Annotated in this window: 15 protein-coding genes and 1 tRNA gene; 8 read left to right on the top strand and 8 right to left on the bottom strand. The window is 67.3% G+C overall.

The window, feature by feature from the left end; translation table 11 throughout:
* Positions 1-39 precede the first annotated feature (39 nt).
* The 3 genes from DJ74_RS08085 to DJ74_RS08075 all read left to right on the top strand — a co-directional run bounded on the left by DJ74_RS08085 (position 40) and on the right by DJ74_RS08075 (position 2,232).
* Entirely contained in the window at positions 40-807 is a 768-nt protein-coding gene (locus DJ74_RS08085; RefSeq protein WP_094526912.1) for a hypothetical protein, read from the top strand.
* A complete protein-coding gene (locus DJ74_RS08080) occupies positions 804-1,454 on the top strand; it encodes a P-loop NTPase (protein WP_094526911.1) in 651 nt (216 codons plus the stop codon). The genes DJ74_RS08085 and DJ74_RS08080 overlap by 4 nt, the downstream gene beginning before the upstream one ends.
* Before the next feature lie 61 nt (positions 1,455-1,515).
* Positions 1,516-2,232, top strand: coding sequence for a peptidase (locus DJ74_RS08075; RefSeq protein ID WP_094526910.1), 717 nt, complete (start codon positions 1,516-1,518; stop codon positions 2,230-2,232).
* A gap of 38 nt (positions 2,233-2,270) precedes the next feature.
* Here the strand turns inward: DJ74_RS08075 and DJ74_RS08070 are convergent, their stop codons facing one another.
* Entirely contained in the window at positions 2,271-2,576 is a 306-nt protein-coding gene (locus DJ74_RS08070) for a HalOD1 output domain-containing protein (protein WP_094526909.1), read from the bottom strand.
* 360 nt (positions 2,577-2,936) lie between these two features.
* Here DJ74_RS08070 and DJ74_RS08065 point away from each other — a divergent pair, with 360 nt between their 5' ends.
* The 3 genes from DJ74_RS08065 to DJ74_RS19130 all read left to right on the top strand — a co-directional run bounded on the left by DJ74_RS08065 (position 2,937) and on the right by DJ74_RS19130 (position 6,469).
* A complete protein-coding gene (locus DJ74_RS08065) occupies positions 2,937-4,445 on the top strand; it encodes a phenylalanine--tRNA ligase subunit alpha (protein WP_094525193.1) in 1,509 nt (502 codons plus the stop codon).
* Positions 4,445-6,181 carry a phenylalanine--tRNA ligase subunit beta gene (gene pheT, locus DJ74_RS08060; RefSeq protein WP_094526908.1) on the top strand — a complete coding sequence of 579 codons (1,737 nt, stop codon included), beginning with the start codon at positions 4,445-4,447 and terminating at the stop codon, positions 6,179-6,181. Before DJ74_RS08065 ends, pheT begins: the two co-directional genes overlap by 1 nt.
* Positions 6,182-6,304: 123 nt before the next feature.
* Positions 6,305-6,469, top strand: coding sequence for a hypothetical protein (locus DJ74_RS19130; protein ID WP_158217301.1), 165 nt, complete (start codon positions 6,305-6,307; stop codon positions 6,467-6,469).
* Between the two features lie 21 nt (positions 6,470-6,490).
* Here the strand turns inward: DJ74_RS19130 and DJ74_RS08055 are convergent, their stop codons facing one another.
* From DJ74_RS08055 to DJ74_RS08040, 4 genes are all read right to left on the bottom strand, one after another.
* Positions 6,491-7,648 (bottom strand): aminopeptidase, encoded by a 1,158-nt coding sequence (locus DJ74_RS08055; RefSeq protein WP_094525191.1) that lies wholly within the window; start codon positions 7,646-7,648, stop codon positions 6,491-6,493.
* A 439-nt stretch (positions 7,649-8,087) separates the two neighbouring features.
* Positions 8,088-9,887 (bottom strand): oligoendopeptidase F, encoded by a 1,800-nt coding sequence (pepF, locus tag DJ74_RS08050; RefSeq protein WP_094526907.1) that lies wholly within the window; start codon positions 9,885-9,887, stop codon positions 8,088-8,090.
* Positions 9,888-9,978: 91 nt separating this feature from the next.
* The gene (gene rimI / locus DJ74_RS08045) at positions 9,979-10,452 is read right to left on the bottom strand and encodes a ribosomal protein S18-alanine N-acetyltransferase (protein WP_094525189.1); all 474 of its coding nucleotides are present in this window, start codon (positions 10,450-10,452) and stop codon (positions 9,979-9,981) included.
* A gap of 82 nt (positions 10,453-10,534) precedes the next feature.
* Positions 10,535-12,091: a PAS domain S-box protein gene (locus DJ74_RS08040; RefSeq protein ID WP_094525188.1), complete on the bottom strand. Its 1,557-nt coding sequence runs from the start codon at positions 12,089-12,091 to the stop codon at positions 10,535-10,537.
* 184 nt (positions 12,092-12,275) lie between these two features.
* On the opposite strand from DJ74_RS08040, the gene DJ74_RS08035 reads away from it, so the two are divergent.
* Both DJ74_RS08035 and DJ74_RS08030 read left to right on the top strand, forming a co-directional pair.
* Positions 12,276-12,348 (top strand) — tRNA-Arg (locus DJ74_RS08035).
* 181 nt (positions 12,349-12,529) lie between these two features.
* The gene (locus tag DJ74_RS08030; RefSeq protein ID WP_094526906.1) at positions 12,530-13,567 is read left to right on the top strand and encodes a restriction endonuclease; all 1,038 of its coding nucleotides are present in this window, start codon (positions 12,530-12,532) and stop codon (positions 13,565-13,567) included.
* A gap of 15 nt (positions 13,568-13,582) precedes the next feature.
* On the opposite strand, the gene DJ74_RS08025 is transcribed toward DJ74_RS08030, so the two are convergent.
* The 3 genes from DJ74_RS08025 to DJ74_RS08015 form a co-directional block, all read right to left on the bottom strand.
* On the bottom strand, positions 13,583-14,452 hold the full coding sequence (locus DJ74_RS08025) for a DNA adenine methylase (RefSeq protein WP_094526905.1): 870 nt from the start codon (positions 14,450-14,452) through the stop codon (positions 13,583-13,585).
* Between the two features lie 340 nt (positions 14,453-14,792).
* Positions 14,793-15,305: a DNA-binding protein gene (locus DJ74_RS08020; protein WP_094526904.1), complete on the bottom strand. Its 513-nt coding sequence runs from the start codon at positions 15,303-15,305 to the stop codon at positions 14,793-14,795.
* The gene (locus DJ74_RS08015) at positions 15,298-15,990 is read right to left on the bottom strand and encodes a nucleotidyltransferase domain-containing protein (RefSeq protein WP_094526903.1); all 693 of its coding nucleotides are present in this window, start codon (positions 15,988-15,990) and stop codon (positions 15,298-15,300) included. Before DJ74_RS08015 ends, DJ74_RS08020 begins: the two co-directional genes overlap by 8 nt.
* Between the last annotated feature and the right edge of the window lie 38 nt (positions 15,991-16,028).

Here is a 16,028-nt window from a genome sequence, read left to right as displayed (position 1 = left end):
CGGACAGAGATTTATCAGCGATACCGCGTCAGCCGGCGTATGGATCTCTCGTGGACCGTCGACCGGGCGGGCGACGCGTCGCTGGTGCGCTGTCGGGTGCGCAACGAGGAGGCCGTCCCGCGACGGGTGCGGGTCGAGAGTCGGTTCGAGGCGCCGGTGCTGCCGCCGCGACGCGGCGGCGTCCCGGCGGACGGGTGGGACGCGACCGGAGTGACGCTGCGGGTCGACCCGGGCGACCGACGCGGGTTCGGCTTCGCGGTTCCGGCGCCACCCGTCGATCCCCCGGTCGAGATCGTCGACGTCGAGGCGGCCGACCCGGACGAGTCCGCCCGGGCGACCGCCGGTCCCGACGGCATCGACGGAGGTGGCGACGCGACGCCGGCCGACGCGCTCCGCGACCTCGCCGACCACCGGCCGCCGCGGGCGGCCGTCGACGGGGATCGCGAGACCGCCGACCGCCCCGAGAAGACCGCTCCCGGCGTCGAGGCGGGCGGTACCGACGGCGAGGGCGAGGACACCGGAGGCGACGCCGGGGGTTCCGGGCGAGCGGCTTCCGCCTCGGTCGACGACTGGTTCGCTGCGGTCGAGGCCCGGATCGACCGGGCGGAGCGGCTGACAGACGCCGACGTGGCGACGGCGACGGAGGTAGTCGCGGACGCGGGGGGTATCGACGCGCTCGCCGGCGTCGACGACCGGATCGACGGCGACGCTGACCGGCTCCGGGCGGTGAGCGAGCGCGCGGCGTCGCTGGCGGAGCGCGCGGCGGAGACCGATGTCCCGGTCGACGCGCTGGAGCGGCTCGCGTGATCCTCGCCGTCGCCGGGGGGAAGGGCGGAGTCGGGAAGACGACGGTCGCGTACAACGTCGCCGCCGCGCTCGACGCGGTCGTCGTCGACGCGGACCTCGGCATGGCCGACCTCCCCGGCGGTCGGGGTCCGGACCTCCACGACGTGCTCGGCGGGCGCGCCGACCCGACGGAGACGGTGCGAACCGGCCCTGTCGACATCGTTCCCTGCGGACGGACGCTCGCCGGCGCCCGCGCCTGCGACCTGTCGGCGCTGGGAGACGCGGTGGCCGCGATCGAGCGGGACCACGGCGTCGTCGTCCTCGACTGCCCGGCCGGCCGGCGGGCCGACGCCGGCGTTCCGCTCGCGGTCGCGGACGCGTGTCTGCTGGTGGTCTCCCCGCGGGCGTTCGCCTTGGCCGACGCGATCCGCACCCGAGCGCTCGCCCGCGAGCTCGGCGCCGGGCTCGTCGGCTGCGCCGTCAACCGAGTGACCGAGGAGCCGCCGACCGAGGCGATCGCCGACGCCTTGGGCGCGCCCGCAGCGGTGGTGCCGGCGGACCCGCGGGTCGGTCGCTCCGTCGCCGCGGAGCGGCCGGTCGTCGACGCCGCCCCCGAGAGCGACGCCGCGCGGGCGATCGGGGGGTTGGCCGGGCGGGTCCCCCGCTGACTGAGCGCCGAGCGCGCGGAACATCGGGTCGCTTTATTCGGTCCGGGACGGAGGGGGAGCCATGTTCACGGTCGCGTTCCTCGTCGGCGTCGCCGTCGTCGGCTTCCTCGCGGTCGAGGTCGGACCGCTGTACGCCGCCGACCGCTTCCGCGACCTGCGGGAGCCGACTGACGGTGAGCGGAAGCGACTCGCCTCGCTCCGCGAAACCGCCGGGCTCGACATCGAGCGGGTCGCGATCGAGACCGACGGCGGGGCGACGGGAGACGAAGAGACTGCCGACGGGGCGGCGACGAACGGGGACGGCGCGGGGATCGGACGTGTCGACATCGCCGTTCGCGGACCGCCCGGCAGGCGGGTCCTGTTCCTCACGGAGAGCGTGCTCGACGGCCTCGACGAGGACGTCGCGATCGGCCTCCTCGCGGCCGAGGCGGGGCGCGTGGAGACGTACTACGGCGAGTTCCGCGCGGTCTCGATCGCGGCGGTGCTCGGAGTGCTGGCGGCGATCGTGACGGTCGCGGTGCCGTTTCAGGCCGGGTTCGCGTCGCTCGTCGCCGTGGCGCTCGTCGCGTTCTGGGTCGGCCGACGGGTGCAGTACGCCGCCGACGACCGCGCCGCGGACGCGGTCGGCGCGGGCCGCGTCGCCGACGCCTTCGAGCGCGTCGCCGCGGTTCGGGGGGTCGAGCCAGCGAGGGGCGACTGGTCGACGTGGTTCGAGGTACAGCCGCCGCTCGGCGATCGGATCGCGGCGCTTCGAGAACGGGCGGGATCGGACGACTGACGCGACGGGAACGGTCGGCGGTCGGTACTCGGCCGTCGTTACTCGGCGGGCCGAGCGACGGCCTCGCCGGCGTCGATTCGGACGTCGTACCCGGCGACGGAAAACGAGAGGGAGAATCCCTCGTCCGAACGGTGCTCGACGAGCGCGTCGAGCGCGTCGGGGTCGACGTGGTCGTACAGGACGATGTCGGCCTCGTCGGCGAGCGCGTCGGGGTCGACCCCGACGAGGTCTGCGACGGCCTCGACGACCGCCTGGCTCGCCGGGCGGTCGTCGGAGCCGTGGGCGACCCGGACCGGTCCGGGGAGCGAACCGGCGTCGGAAGCGTTTGACGGAACACTGCTCATACCCGTCCTGTCGGCGAACCAGTATATAAACGCTCGCCGTCGTTAATCAAAGGTGATAATTCGGGCGATCCGACGGATGGATCGGCCGGAGACAAACCGTTAACGCCCTGCGCGAGACATCAGGTAACATGTCACTCGGACGCCCCACGGCGGGTATCGCCCGGAGAGCCGACGGCGACGCGTTCGGGTTCTTTTTTAACTAACTGACGCGCGGCGGACCCGCCCCGCGGCCGGGCGGCGAAACCGCGTGGTTCGACGGACGGGACGGTCGGGCGGGAGCCGAACCGACCCGTGTCGTCCCGCGACGGCGACGTGCCGGAACCGTTACCAACCAGCCACACGCGTATGGATACAACTCGAATGCGACTCCCGGAACGACAGCTCGCGGTCCTCGAGGCCGCGAGCGCGACGGACGAACGGACGATAGACGAGATCGCGGCGGAGACGGGGTTGAAGCCCGAGACCGTCGTCGGCGCCGCCTTCGACCTCCGCGACGAGGGGCTGTGCTCCGTCGCCGAGCGCACCGCCGAGACCCTCGATCTCACCGACGAAGGCCGACGCTACGTCGACGACGGGCTTCCGGAGACGCGGCTCTACCGGGCCGGGCTCGCGCTCGACGCCGGCGAGGCGCCGGTATCGATGGGGCGGGTCATCGGCGAGGCCGACCTCGACGGACCCGAGGTCGACATCGCGCTCTCGAACTTCGCCCGGAAGGGATTCGGGTCGATCGACTCCGGCGAGCTTCGGGTCGATCCCGACGCCGACCCCGACGCCGACCCGGAGGGGGCCGCGCTCGCGGCGCTCGCCGCCGGCGACGACCCCGGGGCCGACGACGCCGTCCTCGAGCGGTTGGACTCCCGCGGGCTCGTCGACCGCGGCGAGTCGGTGACGCGCTCGGTGACGCTCACCGACGACGGCGTCGACGCCCTGATGACGGGCGTCGAGGCGGCCGAGGCCGTCTCGGAGCTCACGCCAGAGCTGCTCGCCAGCGGCGAGTGGCGCGACGTGGAGTTCTCCGAGTACAACGTCGAGGCCGACGCCCCGACGACGCGCGGCGGGCGGAAGCACGTGCTCCGCCGGACGGCCGACCGCGTGAAGGACGTCCTCGTCGGCATGGGGTTCCAGGAGATGGAGGGCCCCCACGCCGACAGCGACTTCTGGATCAACGACTGCCTGTTCATGCCCCAGGACCACCCGGCGCGGACCCACTGGGACCGGTTCGCGCTGGACGTCGACCCGATGGACGAGATCCCGGAGGAGCTGATCGACCGCGTCGAGACGGCCCACCGGGAGGGGTGGGGCGAGGACGGCGACGGCTACCACTCGCCGTGGTCCGAGGAGTTCGCCCGCGAGGTCGCCTTACGCGGCCACACCACCTCGCTGTCGATGCGGTACCTCTCGGGGATCGCCGGCGCGGATCTCGACCCCCCGCAGCGCTACTTCTCCGTGGAGAAGGTGTACCGCAACGACACGCTCGACCCGACGCACCTGCTGGAGTTCTTCCAGATCGAGGGGTGGGTGATGGCCGAGGACCTCTCGGTGCGCGACCTGATGGGCACCTTCGAGGAGTTCTACCGGCAGTTCGGCATCACCGACATCCGGTTCAAGCCGCACTACAACCCCTACACCGAGCCCTCCTTCGAGCTGTTCGGCGAGCATCCGGAGACGGGCGAAGAGATCGAGATCGGGAACTCCGGCGTCTTCCGCGAGGAGGTCACCGGGCCGCTCGGCGTCGACTGCGACGTGATGGCGTGGGGGCTCGCCCTCGAACGGCTCGCCATGCTCACCACGGGCGCGGAGGACATCCGCGACCTCCACGGGACCCTTGCCGACATCGAGTTCCTGCGGGACGCGGAGGTGAGCTACTGATGCCCGTCGTCGACATCGACACGGACGAGCTGCGCGGGCTCACCGGTCGCACCGACGCGAGCGACGACGAGTTCAAAGAGGACCTGTTCGGGCTCGGCTTAGAGTTCGAGGGGGAGACCGACGACGGCCTCCTCCAGTTCGAGTTCGCGCCCGACAGGCTGGACCGCCTCTCCGTGGAGGGCGTGGCGCGCTCGCTGCGCTACCACCACGGCGACGACCGCGGCGTCTACGTCCCCGAGACGAACGACCCCGAGTGGACGATCGAGGTCGACGACTCCGTGCCGGACGAGCGCCCCTACGTGACGGGGGCCGTGATCCGCGGCGTCGACCTCGACGAGGGCGCGCTCGAGTCGCTGATCCAGCTCCAAGAGAAGCTCCACGCGACGATGGGTCGCGGCCGCGCGAAGGGCGCGATCGGGATCCACGACCTCGCGATGCTCAAGGGCGCGCCGCTCCAGGAGGGGTCGGAGCCGTCGATCACCTACCGCGGCGTCGAGCCCGACGGCGACACGTTCGTTCCGCTGGACGCGAACGACGAGCTGACCCCCGCCGCGGTGCTCGACGAGCACGACACGGGACGGACGTACGCCGACCTCGTCGCGGACCTGGACCGGTACCCCGCGATCTACGACGAGCTCGGCCTCTTCTCGTTCCCGCCCGTCATCAACGGGAAGCGGACCGAGGTGACGATGGGCTCGCGCGAGCTGTTCGTCGAGCTCACCGGCACCGACCAGTGGACGATCGACCGAATGTGTAACATCGTCTGTTACGCGCTCTCCGCCCGCGGCGCGACCATCGAGGAGGTGAAGGTGAACTACGCCGACGGCGCGGCCGCCCCGAGCGAGTACGGCGCCGAGCTCGTCCGTCCGAACCTCGACCTCGACGAGAAGTCCGTCGGCCACGACCGGATCGAGACGCTGCTCGGCGTCGACTTCGAGCCGGAAGAGGTCGTGGACTGCTTCGAGCGCGCCGGCCTCGACGCCTCGTACACGCTCGACGAGGACGTCACCTACGAGGTGGAGATCCCGCCGTACCGCGTCGACGTCCTCCACCCGCTCGACTTAGTCGACGACGTGGGTCGCGCCTACGGCTTCGACGAGCTGGAGCCGCGCTACCCCGACGTGGGGACCGTCGGCGGGCGCCACGAGCGCTCCCGGCTGGAGGACGCGGTCCGGACGAGCCTCGTCGGGCTCGGCTTCGAGGACCTGCTCAACTTCCACATGACGAGCGGGACGGAGAACTACGACCGGATGAACGTGGAGCCGGGGAGCGCCGCCTTCGGCGGCGGCGAGCCCGTCGAGATCACGGAGCCGTACAGCGAGGAGTACACCCAGCTCCGCACGTGGGCGCTCCCCTCGCTCGTGCTGCTGTTGGAGCGGAACACTCACAACGCGTACCCGCAGGACGTCGCGGAGGTGGGCTTCGTCGCCGAGCGCGACGACTCGGAGAACACGAACGTCGCCGAGCGCCGCCACGTCGCCGGCGCGGTCGCCCGGCGCGACGCCTCCTACGAGGCCGCGAAGGGGCGCCTACAGGCGGTGTGCGACGACTTCGGGGCGGAGCTCGCGACGCCCCGCACCGAGCACCCGTCGTTCATCGACGGGCGGACCGCCGCGGTCGAGATCGACGGCGAGCGGGTCGGCGTGATCGGCGAGGTCCATCCCGCGGTCCTCGTCGAGCACGACCTCGAGGTCCCGGTCGCGGCCTTCGAGTTCGACCTCGACGCGCTGCGCTAGCCGAACCGTTCCCCTGCGGAACCGTCTGCCGGCGAAACCGCTCGATCCGACGGTTTCACGATCGTTCGGGATCGTGAGATCAGGAACAGAAAGTATTTGTGTCGGTTGTCGAAGGAACTTCGCATGAACTGTGAGAGGTGCGGCACCGACGCGCCGGTCCGCCATTGCGACGTCGACGGGTTCGCCTACTACCTCTGCGTGACGTGTTCCGAGGAGTGGGGCGCGGTGACGGAGCGTCCGGACACGTCGACGCCCGCGGACTCCGCTGAACGGTCCGTGGTGCAGTAGGGCGACGAGTCGAGACCGGGGTTACCCCTCGAACCCCTCTTCCCACCGGAACGTCCCGTTCCGCTGGATGACCTCGCCGTCGACCTCCATCCGGGAGCGCTCGCTCACGTCGGTTATCATGTCGACGTGGACCGCGCTGTCGTTGCCCGACTCCCCCTCGGGGAGGCAGGCGCCGTAGGCGCGACCGACCGCCATGTGGACCGTGTCGCCCATCTTCTCGTCGAAGAGGATCGAGTCGGTGAAGCGGTCGATCCCGCGGTTCATCCCGATGCCGAGTTCGCCGAGCCGCCGGGCGCCCGGATCGGTGTCGAGGACGCCCGCGAGCGCGTCCTCGCCGGTCTCGGCCGCGAAGTCGACGACCTCGCCGCCCTCGAAGACGAGGTGCACGTCCCGGACGCGGGTCGCGTCGATCGTCATCGGCACGTCGAAGAACGCCTCGCCCGCGGTGTCGAACGGGGCGGTGAACACCTCGCCGCTGGGCAGATTGTGCGAGTCGTACGCCACGGAGGCGGCCGAGTTGACCGCGGTGCGGCCGGCGATCGACATCGTCACGTCGGTGTCGGGCGCGCCGTCGCGCTCGGTGACGAGTCGGACCTCCTCGCCGGCGTCGAGGACCCCCTTCATCCGGGCCATCTCGGCGGCGAGCGCCTCCCAGTCGCGGAGGACCGCGTCGTAGACGAAGTCGCGGTACTCCTCGTAGGCCATCCCGGCCTGCTGGGCGAGGCTCCGGGTCGGGTGGACCGTCGACACCCAGTCGGTGTCCATCCGGGCCTCGCGGACGCCCGTTCGCGCCTTGGCGTACGCCTGCCGGGTCTCGCTCGCCACGTCCGCGGTCGCGGTGGTGTTGCGACCGCCCCCGATCCGGAGGTAGGCGTCGGCGGCCTCGAAGATCGCGCGGTCGACCGCCGGGTCGTCGTCGAAGTCGGGGACCGCGTCGCCGTCGCCGTCGGCGCCGTCGCCGTCGGCACCCGCCTCGGCGCCCTTCAGGTACGCCCGGGAGAGCTCGTCGGAGCCGTACAGCGTCGTGACGGTCGCCCCGCGCTCGCCGAGCGCCTCGGCGACGGCGACGCCCAGCTCGTGGGCGTCCTCGGCGACGCTGACGACGACGTCGTCCCCGGGCTCGACCCGCGCGCTCCAGTCGACGAGCACCTCGGCGTGCTCGCGTACGCGTTCGTCCATTACTCCGTGTGTGTTCGGGGAAGCGTAAATCGGTGCCGGGACGGTGATTATTTATCATCGGTCGACGACACGGCGGCGGACTCCGACGACGCGTCGGTCGCTTATTCATAAATAACTCCTCGGAATCGGTGAAGAACGTCGCCAAAGCCCCAGTCGCGCTCGGCTCCCGCGGCTCGCTGTGCTCCTCAGTCGTTCGCTTCGCTCACTCCTTGCGGTGCTTGCGTCGCCGAGGTTCGCCGAGCGCGACTGCCCCTTTGAGTCCCGCCCCCTCCGCACAGCGCCTCACGCCTCCCCAGCCTCGTCGCTGGCACCCTCCGCTTCGCTCCGGGAGCCAGCGACTCCCTCGCGCGTGCTGCTCGGCCACGAAGCGGCCTCGCAGGCACGCGCCACCGCAGTTCTGTTTATAAAAGAGAGCGTCAGTCAGATTGCCGCCGCCGGACTACTCCAAGTCGAGCAGCGCGGCGATCTCGTCGAGGTAGTCGTCGTAGATCCCGACGGCGGACTCGATCGGGTCCGGCGAGGCCATGTCGATGCCCGCGAGTTCGATGACGTTCAGCGGGTAGTCGGAGCCGCCCGCGGCGAGCATCTCGCGGTAGTCGGCGGCGGCGGACTCGCCCTCGTCGAGGACGCGCTCGACGATCGCGGCGGCCGCGGAGATGCCGGTCGCGTACTGGTAGACGTAGAAGTTGTAGTAGAAGTGCGGAATCCGCTCCCACTCGCGTTCGATGCCGCCGGTCAGCTCGGCGGGCGCGTAGTAGTCGCCCTTCAGGTCGGCGTAGATCTCGTCGAAGGCGTCGGGCGTGAGCGCGTCGCCGGCCTCGACGCGATCGTGGATCTCCTGTTCGAAGCTCGCGAACATCGTCTGTCGGAAGAGCGTCGAGCGGAACCGTTCGAGGTACTCGTCGAGCACGTGCGTCCGGAGCTCGTCGTCCTCGACGGTGTCGAGCAGGTGGTGGGTGAGCAGCGTCTCGTTGACCGTGGAGGCGATCTCCGCGACGAAGATCTCGTAGCTCGCGTCGTGCCACGGCTGGGCGTCCCCGGCCAGTTCGGAGTGCATCGAGTGGCCGAGCTCGTGAGCCAGCGTGAACATCGAGGCGATGTCGTCCTGGTAGTTCATCATGATGTACGGCTGGGTGTCGTAGGTGCCCGATGAGAACGCGCCGGAGCGCTTCCCGCGGTTCTCGTACACGTCGACCCACCGCGAGTCGAGCCCCTCCGCCATCCGCTCTTGGTACGCCTCGCCCAGCGGCGCGACCGCCTCGATCACCCACTCGCGGGCCTGGTCGTACTCGACGTCCGGACCCTGGTCGCCCGTCAGCGACATGTAGAGGTCGTGGCTCTCCAGCCGATCGACGCCGAGGGCACGTTCCTTCAGCCCCGCGTGCCGGTGGAGCACGTCGAGGTTGTCGTCGACCGTCTCGACGAGGGTGTCGTACACCTCGACCGGGACGTTCGAGCCGTCGAGCGCGGCCGCGCGGGCGCTGTCGTAGCCGCGGATCTCGGCGCTCGTCGCGTGCTCGCGGACCGCCTTTTCGAGGGCGGTGCCGACCGTGTTACGCACGTCGCCCCACTGCTCGTAGAACGTCTCGTGGACGCGTCGGCGGAACTCGCGGTCCGGGTTCGTCTGGAGCTTCGTGAAGTTCGCCTGCGTGATCTCCACCTCCTCGCCGTCGGGGTCCTCGACGACGCCGTACGTCATGTCGGCGTTCGTCAGCATCGAGTAGATCTCGCTCGGGGCGTCGGTGACCTCCGAGAGGTCGGCGAGCACCTCCTCCACCTCCGCCGAGCGCGTGTGTTCTTTCATTCGCAACACGTCGTCGAGGTAGTGCTCGTACGTCTCCAGCGCGGGTTCGCTTTCGAGGAACTCCGCGACCGCCCCCTCGGTGAGCGACTGCAGCTCGGGCTCGAGATACGAGACCGCGCTCGACGCCTCGGAGCTCAGCGAGGACGCCTTCGCCGACATCGCCTGGTACTCCTGGTTGCGCGTGTCCTCGGCGCTGCGCAGGCGGGCGTACGTCGTCACCTGCTGGAGCTCCCGGAAGACCTCCTCGCGGAGCTCGAGCAGCTCCAGCAGGGTCGCGGCGTCCTCGGTGACGCGCCCCTCGTAGTCCCGCAGCTCGTCGACTCGGTCGGCGACCGTCTCGTAGGCGGCCTCCCACGCCTCGTCGTCCGCGTAGATGCTCTGGAGGTCCCACTTGTACGCCTCGTCGATCTCCGCTCGTTCGGGAACCGAACTCATACCGTCCGGTTCGCGCCCCGGGCACTAAGGGTTGTCAAAAGCGGAAGCACGCGGGCGGCGAGGGGCCGACGAATCGCGATCGTGCCGGCGCTCACACGCCCGTCGCCCACTCGGCGAGGTCGACGACGAGCACGATCGCGTCCTCGCCGTCCCGGTAGTAGTTCGAGACGCGGCGGACCGGCTCGAACCCCTCGTCCCCGTACAGCGACCGGGCGACCGCGTTGCTCTCGCGGACCTCCAGGCGCACGACCGCGACGCCGACGCCACGGAGCCGCGCGAGCGCCGAGCGGAGCAGCCCGCGGCCGAGCCCCTCGCCCCGCGCGTCCGGGTGGACCGCGAGGTCCTTGACGTGGCCGATGTCGCGGCCGTGGTTCGGCGTGGCGTCCGCGACGACGTAGCCGACGACCCCGCCGTCGCGCTCGGCGACGAGGAACGCGGGCTCGTCGAGCAGGCGCTCGAAGGCGTCGTACGGCCACGGGTCCGCGAAGCACGCGCGCTCGATCCGCACCACCGCGAGCAAGTCCGCGCGCTCGATCCGGCGGATCGTGGCGTCGACGGGAGTCACGGTTCAGATTGGTAGTCGGGAGGAATAAACGCGACGGGACGGGATCGGGACCCGCCGACCGCCGTCGAACGGCCTCGTCGGTTCACCCGTCGATCCACGGCTCCGTCGCCGCGACCGCGTCGGGGGCGGGGGCCTCGACGACGAAGCAGGCGCCGTCCGGCCGCGGGACCTGAGCCGGCAGGGAGGGCTCCGCGTCCGGGCGGAGCTCGATCGACCAGCCGTGTGACTCGACGACCTCGCGGACGATGTCGAGACCGTACCCCGTCCCGTCGGCGCTGGTCGTGAATCCGGGTTCGAAGGCGTCCCGGCGGTGTTCGGGATCGATCCCGGGGCCGTCGTCGGCGACGACGATCCCCTCGTCGGTCGCGCTCACGACGACCGTGACGTCGGCGTCGGCGTCGGCCTCACGGGCGTGTTCGACCGCGTTCCGGAAGAGGTTCTCCAGCGCCTGCCGCAGGCGTCCGCGGTCGCCGCGGACCCGGGCGTCGGCGCCGACGACGAGGGTCGCGCCGTCGCTCCCGGCGGTCGCCCACGCCTCGCGGACGGCCCCCGCGAGGTCGAACTCGGTCGGCTCGTCGATCCCCGACCCCTGCCGAGCGAGCGTCAGCAGCTCGGAGACGAGCTGGTCGATCCGGTCGACGGCGCGCTCGCCCCGCTCCAGCGGTTCGGTGTCCTCCTTCAGCCGCGCCATCTCCATCGACGCGCGGATCACGGACAGCGGGTTCCGGAGGTCGTGCGAGACGATGCTCGCGAACCGGTCGAGCCGCTCGTTGCGGTCGGTGAGCCGGCGCTCGCGCGCCTTTCGCTCGCTCACGTCGCGGGAGTTGATGAGGAGCCGACCGACCGCGACGTCGTCGGGCAGAGAGCGCGTCCGCGACTCCAGCCAGACCCAGTCGCCGTCGGCGGTGCCGTACCGGTACTCCATCGTGGGCGCCGCCTCGGGGTCGTCGAGGGCGCGGTAGAACCGCTCCGTCACGCGCTCGCGGTCGTCCGGGTGGACGTACCCGAGCGGCGACCGGCCGACGGTCGACCCCTGCTCGTAGCCGAGCACCTCCTCGATCGACGGGCTCTCGTACCTGACCAACCCGTCGTCGTCGACGACGGTGACGAGGTCGGTCCCGTACTCGAGGAACTGGCGGAACCGCTCCGGGAAGGCGCGGTCGATGTCGACGCGGCGCGCGGTGACGACGCGCCCGCCGAACTCCGGAGCGAGCTCCTCGTCGACGACGGACTCGACCCAGACGAAGCCGCCGCTCGCGTGTCGGAGTCGGTGGGTGACGGTGCGGTCGGCCGCGACTGCGGAGAGCGCGTCGGAGACGGGGTCGCGGTCGTTCGGGTGGACGTGCTCGAGCAGGTTGTCGCCGAGCAGCGCCTCGCGTTCGACGCCGAGCACCGCGGGCACCGACGGGCCCGCGAACAGCACCTCGCCGTCGACGGCGACCGCCGCGACGAAGCGGTCAGATCCGCCGTCGCCCGCGGTCGTCGGGTCCGTCGTCTCGCGGTCGCCGGCGCCGGCCCGCTCGGGGCTCACCCTCTCGTCGACGGTGGAGCGTCGTCGATCCGTCGGCGGCCGTCCCTCGTCGTCGCGAGAAGAATCGCCCCGCGGGGCAGACGGCCTGTCGCTGGGACGCAGAGTCACAGTTGTTCTATCCGCTCTACGAGAGAGCGGGTATAAACGTGCGTGCCATGGATATCAGATGTGATAATTAGCGGTTCGATCCGAGGACTGCGGCGCGACGAGCGGAGGCGAGCGGGCTCCCTCGGGCGACGGTAACGTCCCGAGTCAGAAGCGTTAAACGCGCGCCGCGGATATCCGGTCGTGAGGGCGCGTAGCTCAGCGGACAGAGCACTTGGTTCCGGACCAAGATGCCGCGGGTTCAAATCCCGTCGCGCCCGTGTTCTCACGTCGCTTCGCTCGCTCGAACACGGGCGCGACTGGCCCCACGCTCGCTGCGCTCGCGTGGGTCCCGTCGCTTTCTGTCCGTTTTTGGAGGAGTGCACTCGGCCGTATTTGATCGGGTGTGAACGCTCCCTCTGGCAGGAGGTTTTTATTCAGCCGTGAAAACGTCAATCCTGAATGAAAGCATCGACGGCAAAGGAGGAACTGCTCGATAAGGGACTACAGATTGACCACGAGCAGTTCGAGCAGCTCTGTAAAATGGTGATCGAGCGGGCAGAGCCAACTCGTGAACTCGAGTTAACGCCGTTCCGTGGCGATGGTGGAATCGATATCCACGCTGTCGTCGATCGAGAATTGTTCCACGCACGGCTCGGCGTACAGGCGAAACAGTATGCTACTGGAAACACCGTCGGCGCTCGAACCCTCCGCGGATTTAAAGGTGCACTCTCAGAGCAACAGTATCATATCGGAACGGTGATCACGACGTCCTCGTTCACTTCTGGAGCCGAGACAAGCGCAAATCAAGACTTCATTCGGTTGATCGACGGTGACCGGCTCACGGATGTCATGATCGAGAGCAATATCGGCGTCGGTACAGACGACGAATCATACGAACTCGATCCCACATTCTGGAGTGCGTTCGAGAAGCCTGAGCGTACAGATACGATCCCGTCTCTAGAGGTGCCACAGGCAGACAACTTTGACCTGATATGCACCGTCATCCGAGCGGTTGGAACGGGTTCTGATATTAAGCCTAATATCGCAGAATACATTCGAAGACGGACGGATACAGACACGTTCGATCCGCGGCAAGCGGATTATTACGGTATTGCTGCGTGGCTTCTCCAGTTTCTCCACAAAGAACAGGAGGTCGGGGTCGACAACCACACGATCCGTCGTTGGGGACTTACCCGGCTCGGTGAGGAATACCTCACGTACCTCGATCGTGGTAATCGAGAATCCGCAAATGACCTTCTCACACAGCAGATCCGTGATGTCGAGATCATCTCCCGTGTATACGCTCAACTAGAAGAAGACGGTACTCTCTCTCGACGTGATATTACGGATATCCTCGCTGCCGAAACGGATCTCTCGGATTCAACCACTCGTCGACGTGCCCGAACCGTTGGGCAGTGGCTCGTCCGCCTTCCTGAAATCACTACGAGCGGTCGGGGATCCGAGCAACAATACGTTCTAGCATCAACGCCACGTTAATCGATCTTCGACGACTCATTCAGTAAAGTCGGAAAGAGTCTTTCGCCGTTGCTCACCTGCCGGGACATTCGTAATGAGCACTTCCGAGACCTCTCCCCGACTACTGGCATCGCTATTTATTGCACGAGTAGCGTCTACGTATCTGATCGAGAACACATCGTGGCCTTCGTATAATTCCGTGACCGGCGGCGAATTAGAGAGAATCACGGAAACATCCATTTCCGTGAGTTCTATCACGACATCACGAAGTCGGCGTTGGTCCTCTCGGTCGAATCCGCCCGCCTGATATGAATTGAAATCCGCGGTTTTCGACACCGGTTCGTACGGCGGATCAAAATACACAAGATCGCCAGTAGAAGCCTCATCGACGACGTAGCTGAAATCCGTATTGAACACTGCCGTGTCTTGGAGGACGCGTGACGCCTTCCGAATTCGCTGCTCTTGTACCCAATCTGGATTCGAATACCGTCCGAAAGAGACGTTGAATTCGCCATCGCTGTTCTCCCGATACAATCCGTTGAAACACGTCCGATTTAAATATAAAAGTAAGCTCGCCTCGCGGACTCGCTCGTCCTGTGTTAGCGTCGACTGTGTCAGGAGCTCATTAAACTCCGAGCGAGCGTTGTAGTAGTATTCTTCCGTATGCTCGTGTGTCTTGTTCTCGGCAATAAGGGCGTCCGGTTGGTCTCGAACGATCTCATAAAAGGTAGTTAATCGCGTGTTCAGATCGTTGATCGTTCCACCATCAGGATCCTGATCAAAAAAGACAGCACCGCCTCCCACGAACGGTTCGTGATACGCCACATATGTGGTCGGAAACAGCGCCGTGATTTCAGAGAGAAGCTGGCGCTTCCCACCCGCCCACTTTAAGATCGGCTCCACCATTCAATATAGATCTCCTCGGTATTAGCAAAAAACTGTCTCGTTAGAGTGGCAGTGGCACTTGATCAGTTCTCTTGAGATAGCATCCAGAGATTAGTCATCCGCAATACCACTGTACTTTTTCGGTACTACTGCAGTTTGGCAGAAAGACGGGGACAGAGGGGGGTGCGTCCAGCAAGCCATCGAAATAATCAACTGCGAATCGAGTTCCCTGACAACGAGACACGATTCCAGAACCGACTCTGTATCTCGAACAGCGATCCTGTTCATCGCCTCCGGGCCAACCTTTTCTCGACGACGTCGACGGTCGTGGCTCGTCGTACACCTAGTCGTCACGTCCTGATTATCGAGTGTCGCAGACACAGACGCCACCTTCCCGTATCTGATCCGTGACGTACTGGTGAACGCTGCGAGAGAGCGCGTACATACTATCCGCTTGCTTCTCTGTGGGCCGCTTGCCGCCGTAGTAGCTGTCCGTTCTGTTGTCGTCGTAGAGTCCCCGAAGCTCCCGTGTTGCCGTCCGCGAGAGCAGGCCGAGGTCCGCCGCTCGGTCGTAACAGTGCGTGTGGTCGTGGAAGTCGTCCAGCTCGTCAGCACCGACTGCGAGGGCGTAGGCCTCGATAGACCGCTCGGTTGCCCCGAAGCAAAGTTCGATGACAGCGGTGTAGTGTCCCTCTCCGTCGATCCGTGCGACCGCATCCAGCAGCCGACACGCCTTCGTGAGCTGCGTCTTCCAATCGTCGTCGGTCGCGATCGCGTCCTCGCGGTTCGGGACGCCGAACCCCTCCTCGTTGAACGCGTCGATAGCCGCATCGAGAGCCGTCCGAATATCCTGCGGATCGGACTCCTCACTCATCGAGATCACCGTGGAAAACCATGTTCCGGACTGTCTGGAACTTCTCTGTCTCGTGGATTACGATCCCATCGCTGAGCACCTCCCGTATCTCGGCGATGTACTTCGGGACCGCCTGAAGCGCCTCGACGTCGATCTCGTATTCGTACCGGCCGTTCTCGAACTCCTCGTCTTTGAGTGCCTGTTTGACCTGATTCGCCGCTCGCTGGTTTGCCATCCGGTCTTCCTCAACGAGCACCCAGAGATCGATGTCGCTCCGCCGGTCCGCTTCGCCCCGCGCGACACTGCCGTACAGAACGATCCCGATCACGCCGTTGAGTTCGTCGCAGAGTTCGGTTGCTGCTGCTCTCACCGGTTCTTGAAACTCGGCCTGAGGAATCTGTAGATAGGGGTCGTCCGGGACGTGGAGCCGCTCCTGGTTGATTCGGACCCATCGCGTGTTGCCCTCGCGTCGTTCGGCGACGAGATCGTTTTCGGAGAGTACGGTTACCGCCTTGGAGACGCTCGGCTGCGAATACTCCACTGCCTCGACGAGGTCACTGATCGAGAACTCCTCCGTATGATGACGGCATAAGAAAGAGAGAACCGTTTCTGTGGCCGTACTGCCGAATAATTCCCCGCTTTGGAGCGGGATATCGAGAAGTATCTGTAACCCGTCTTCGGCCACAATATTCGAGCTACTTTTCATAGCGAAGGATATGTTTCTCTTTCTATTTAAACTTTATA

This window comes from Halorubrum sp. Ea8, assembly GCF_002252925.1.
Taxonomy (GTDB): Archaea; Halobacteriota; Halobacteria; order Halobacteriales; family Haloferacaceae; genus Halorubrum.
Note: the sequence above shows the minus strand (reverse complement) of the source record. Positions and strands in the feature narration are given on the sequence as shown.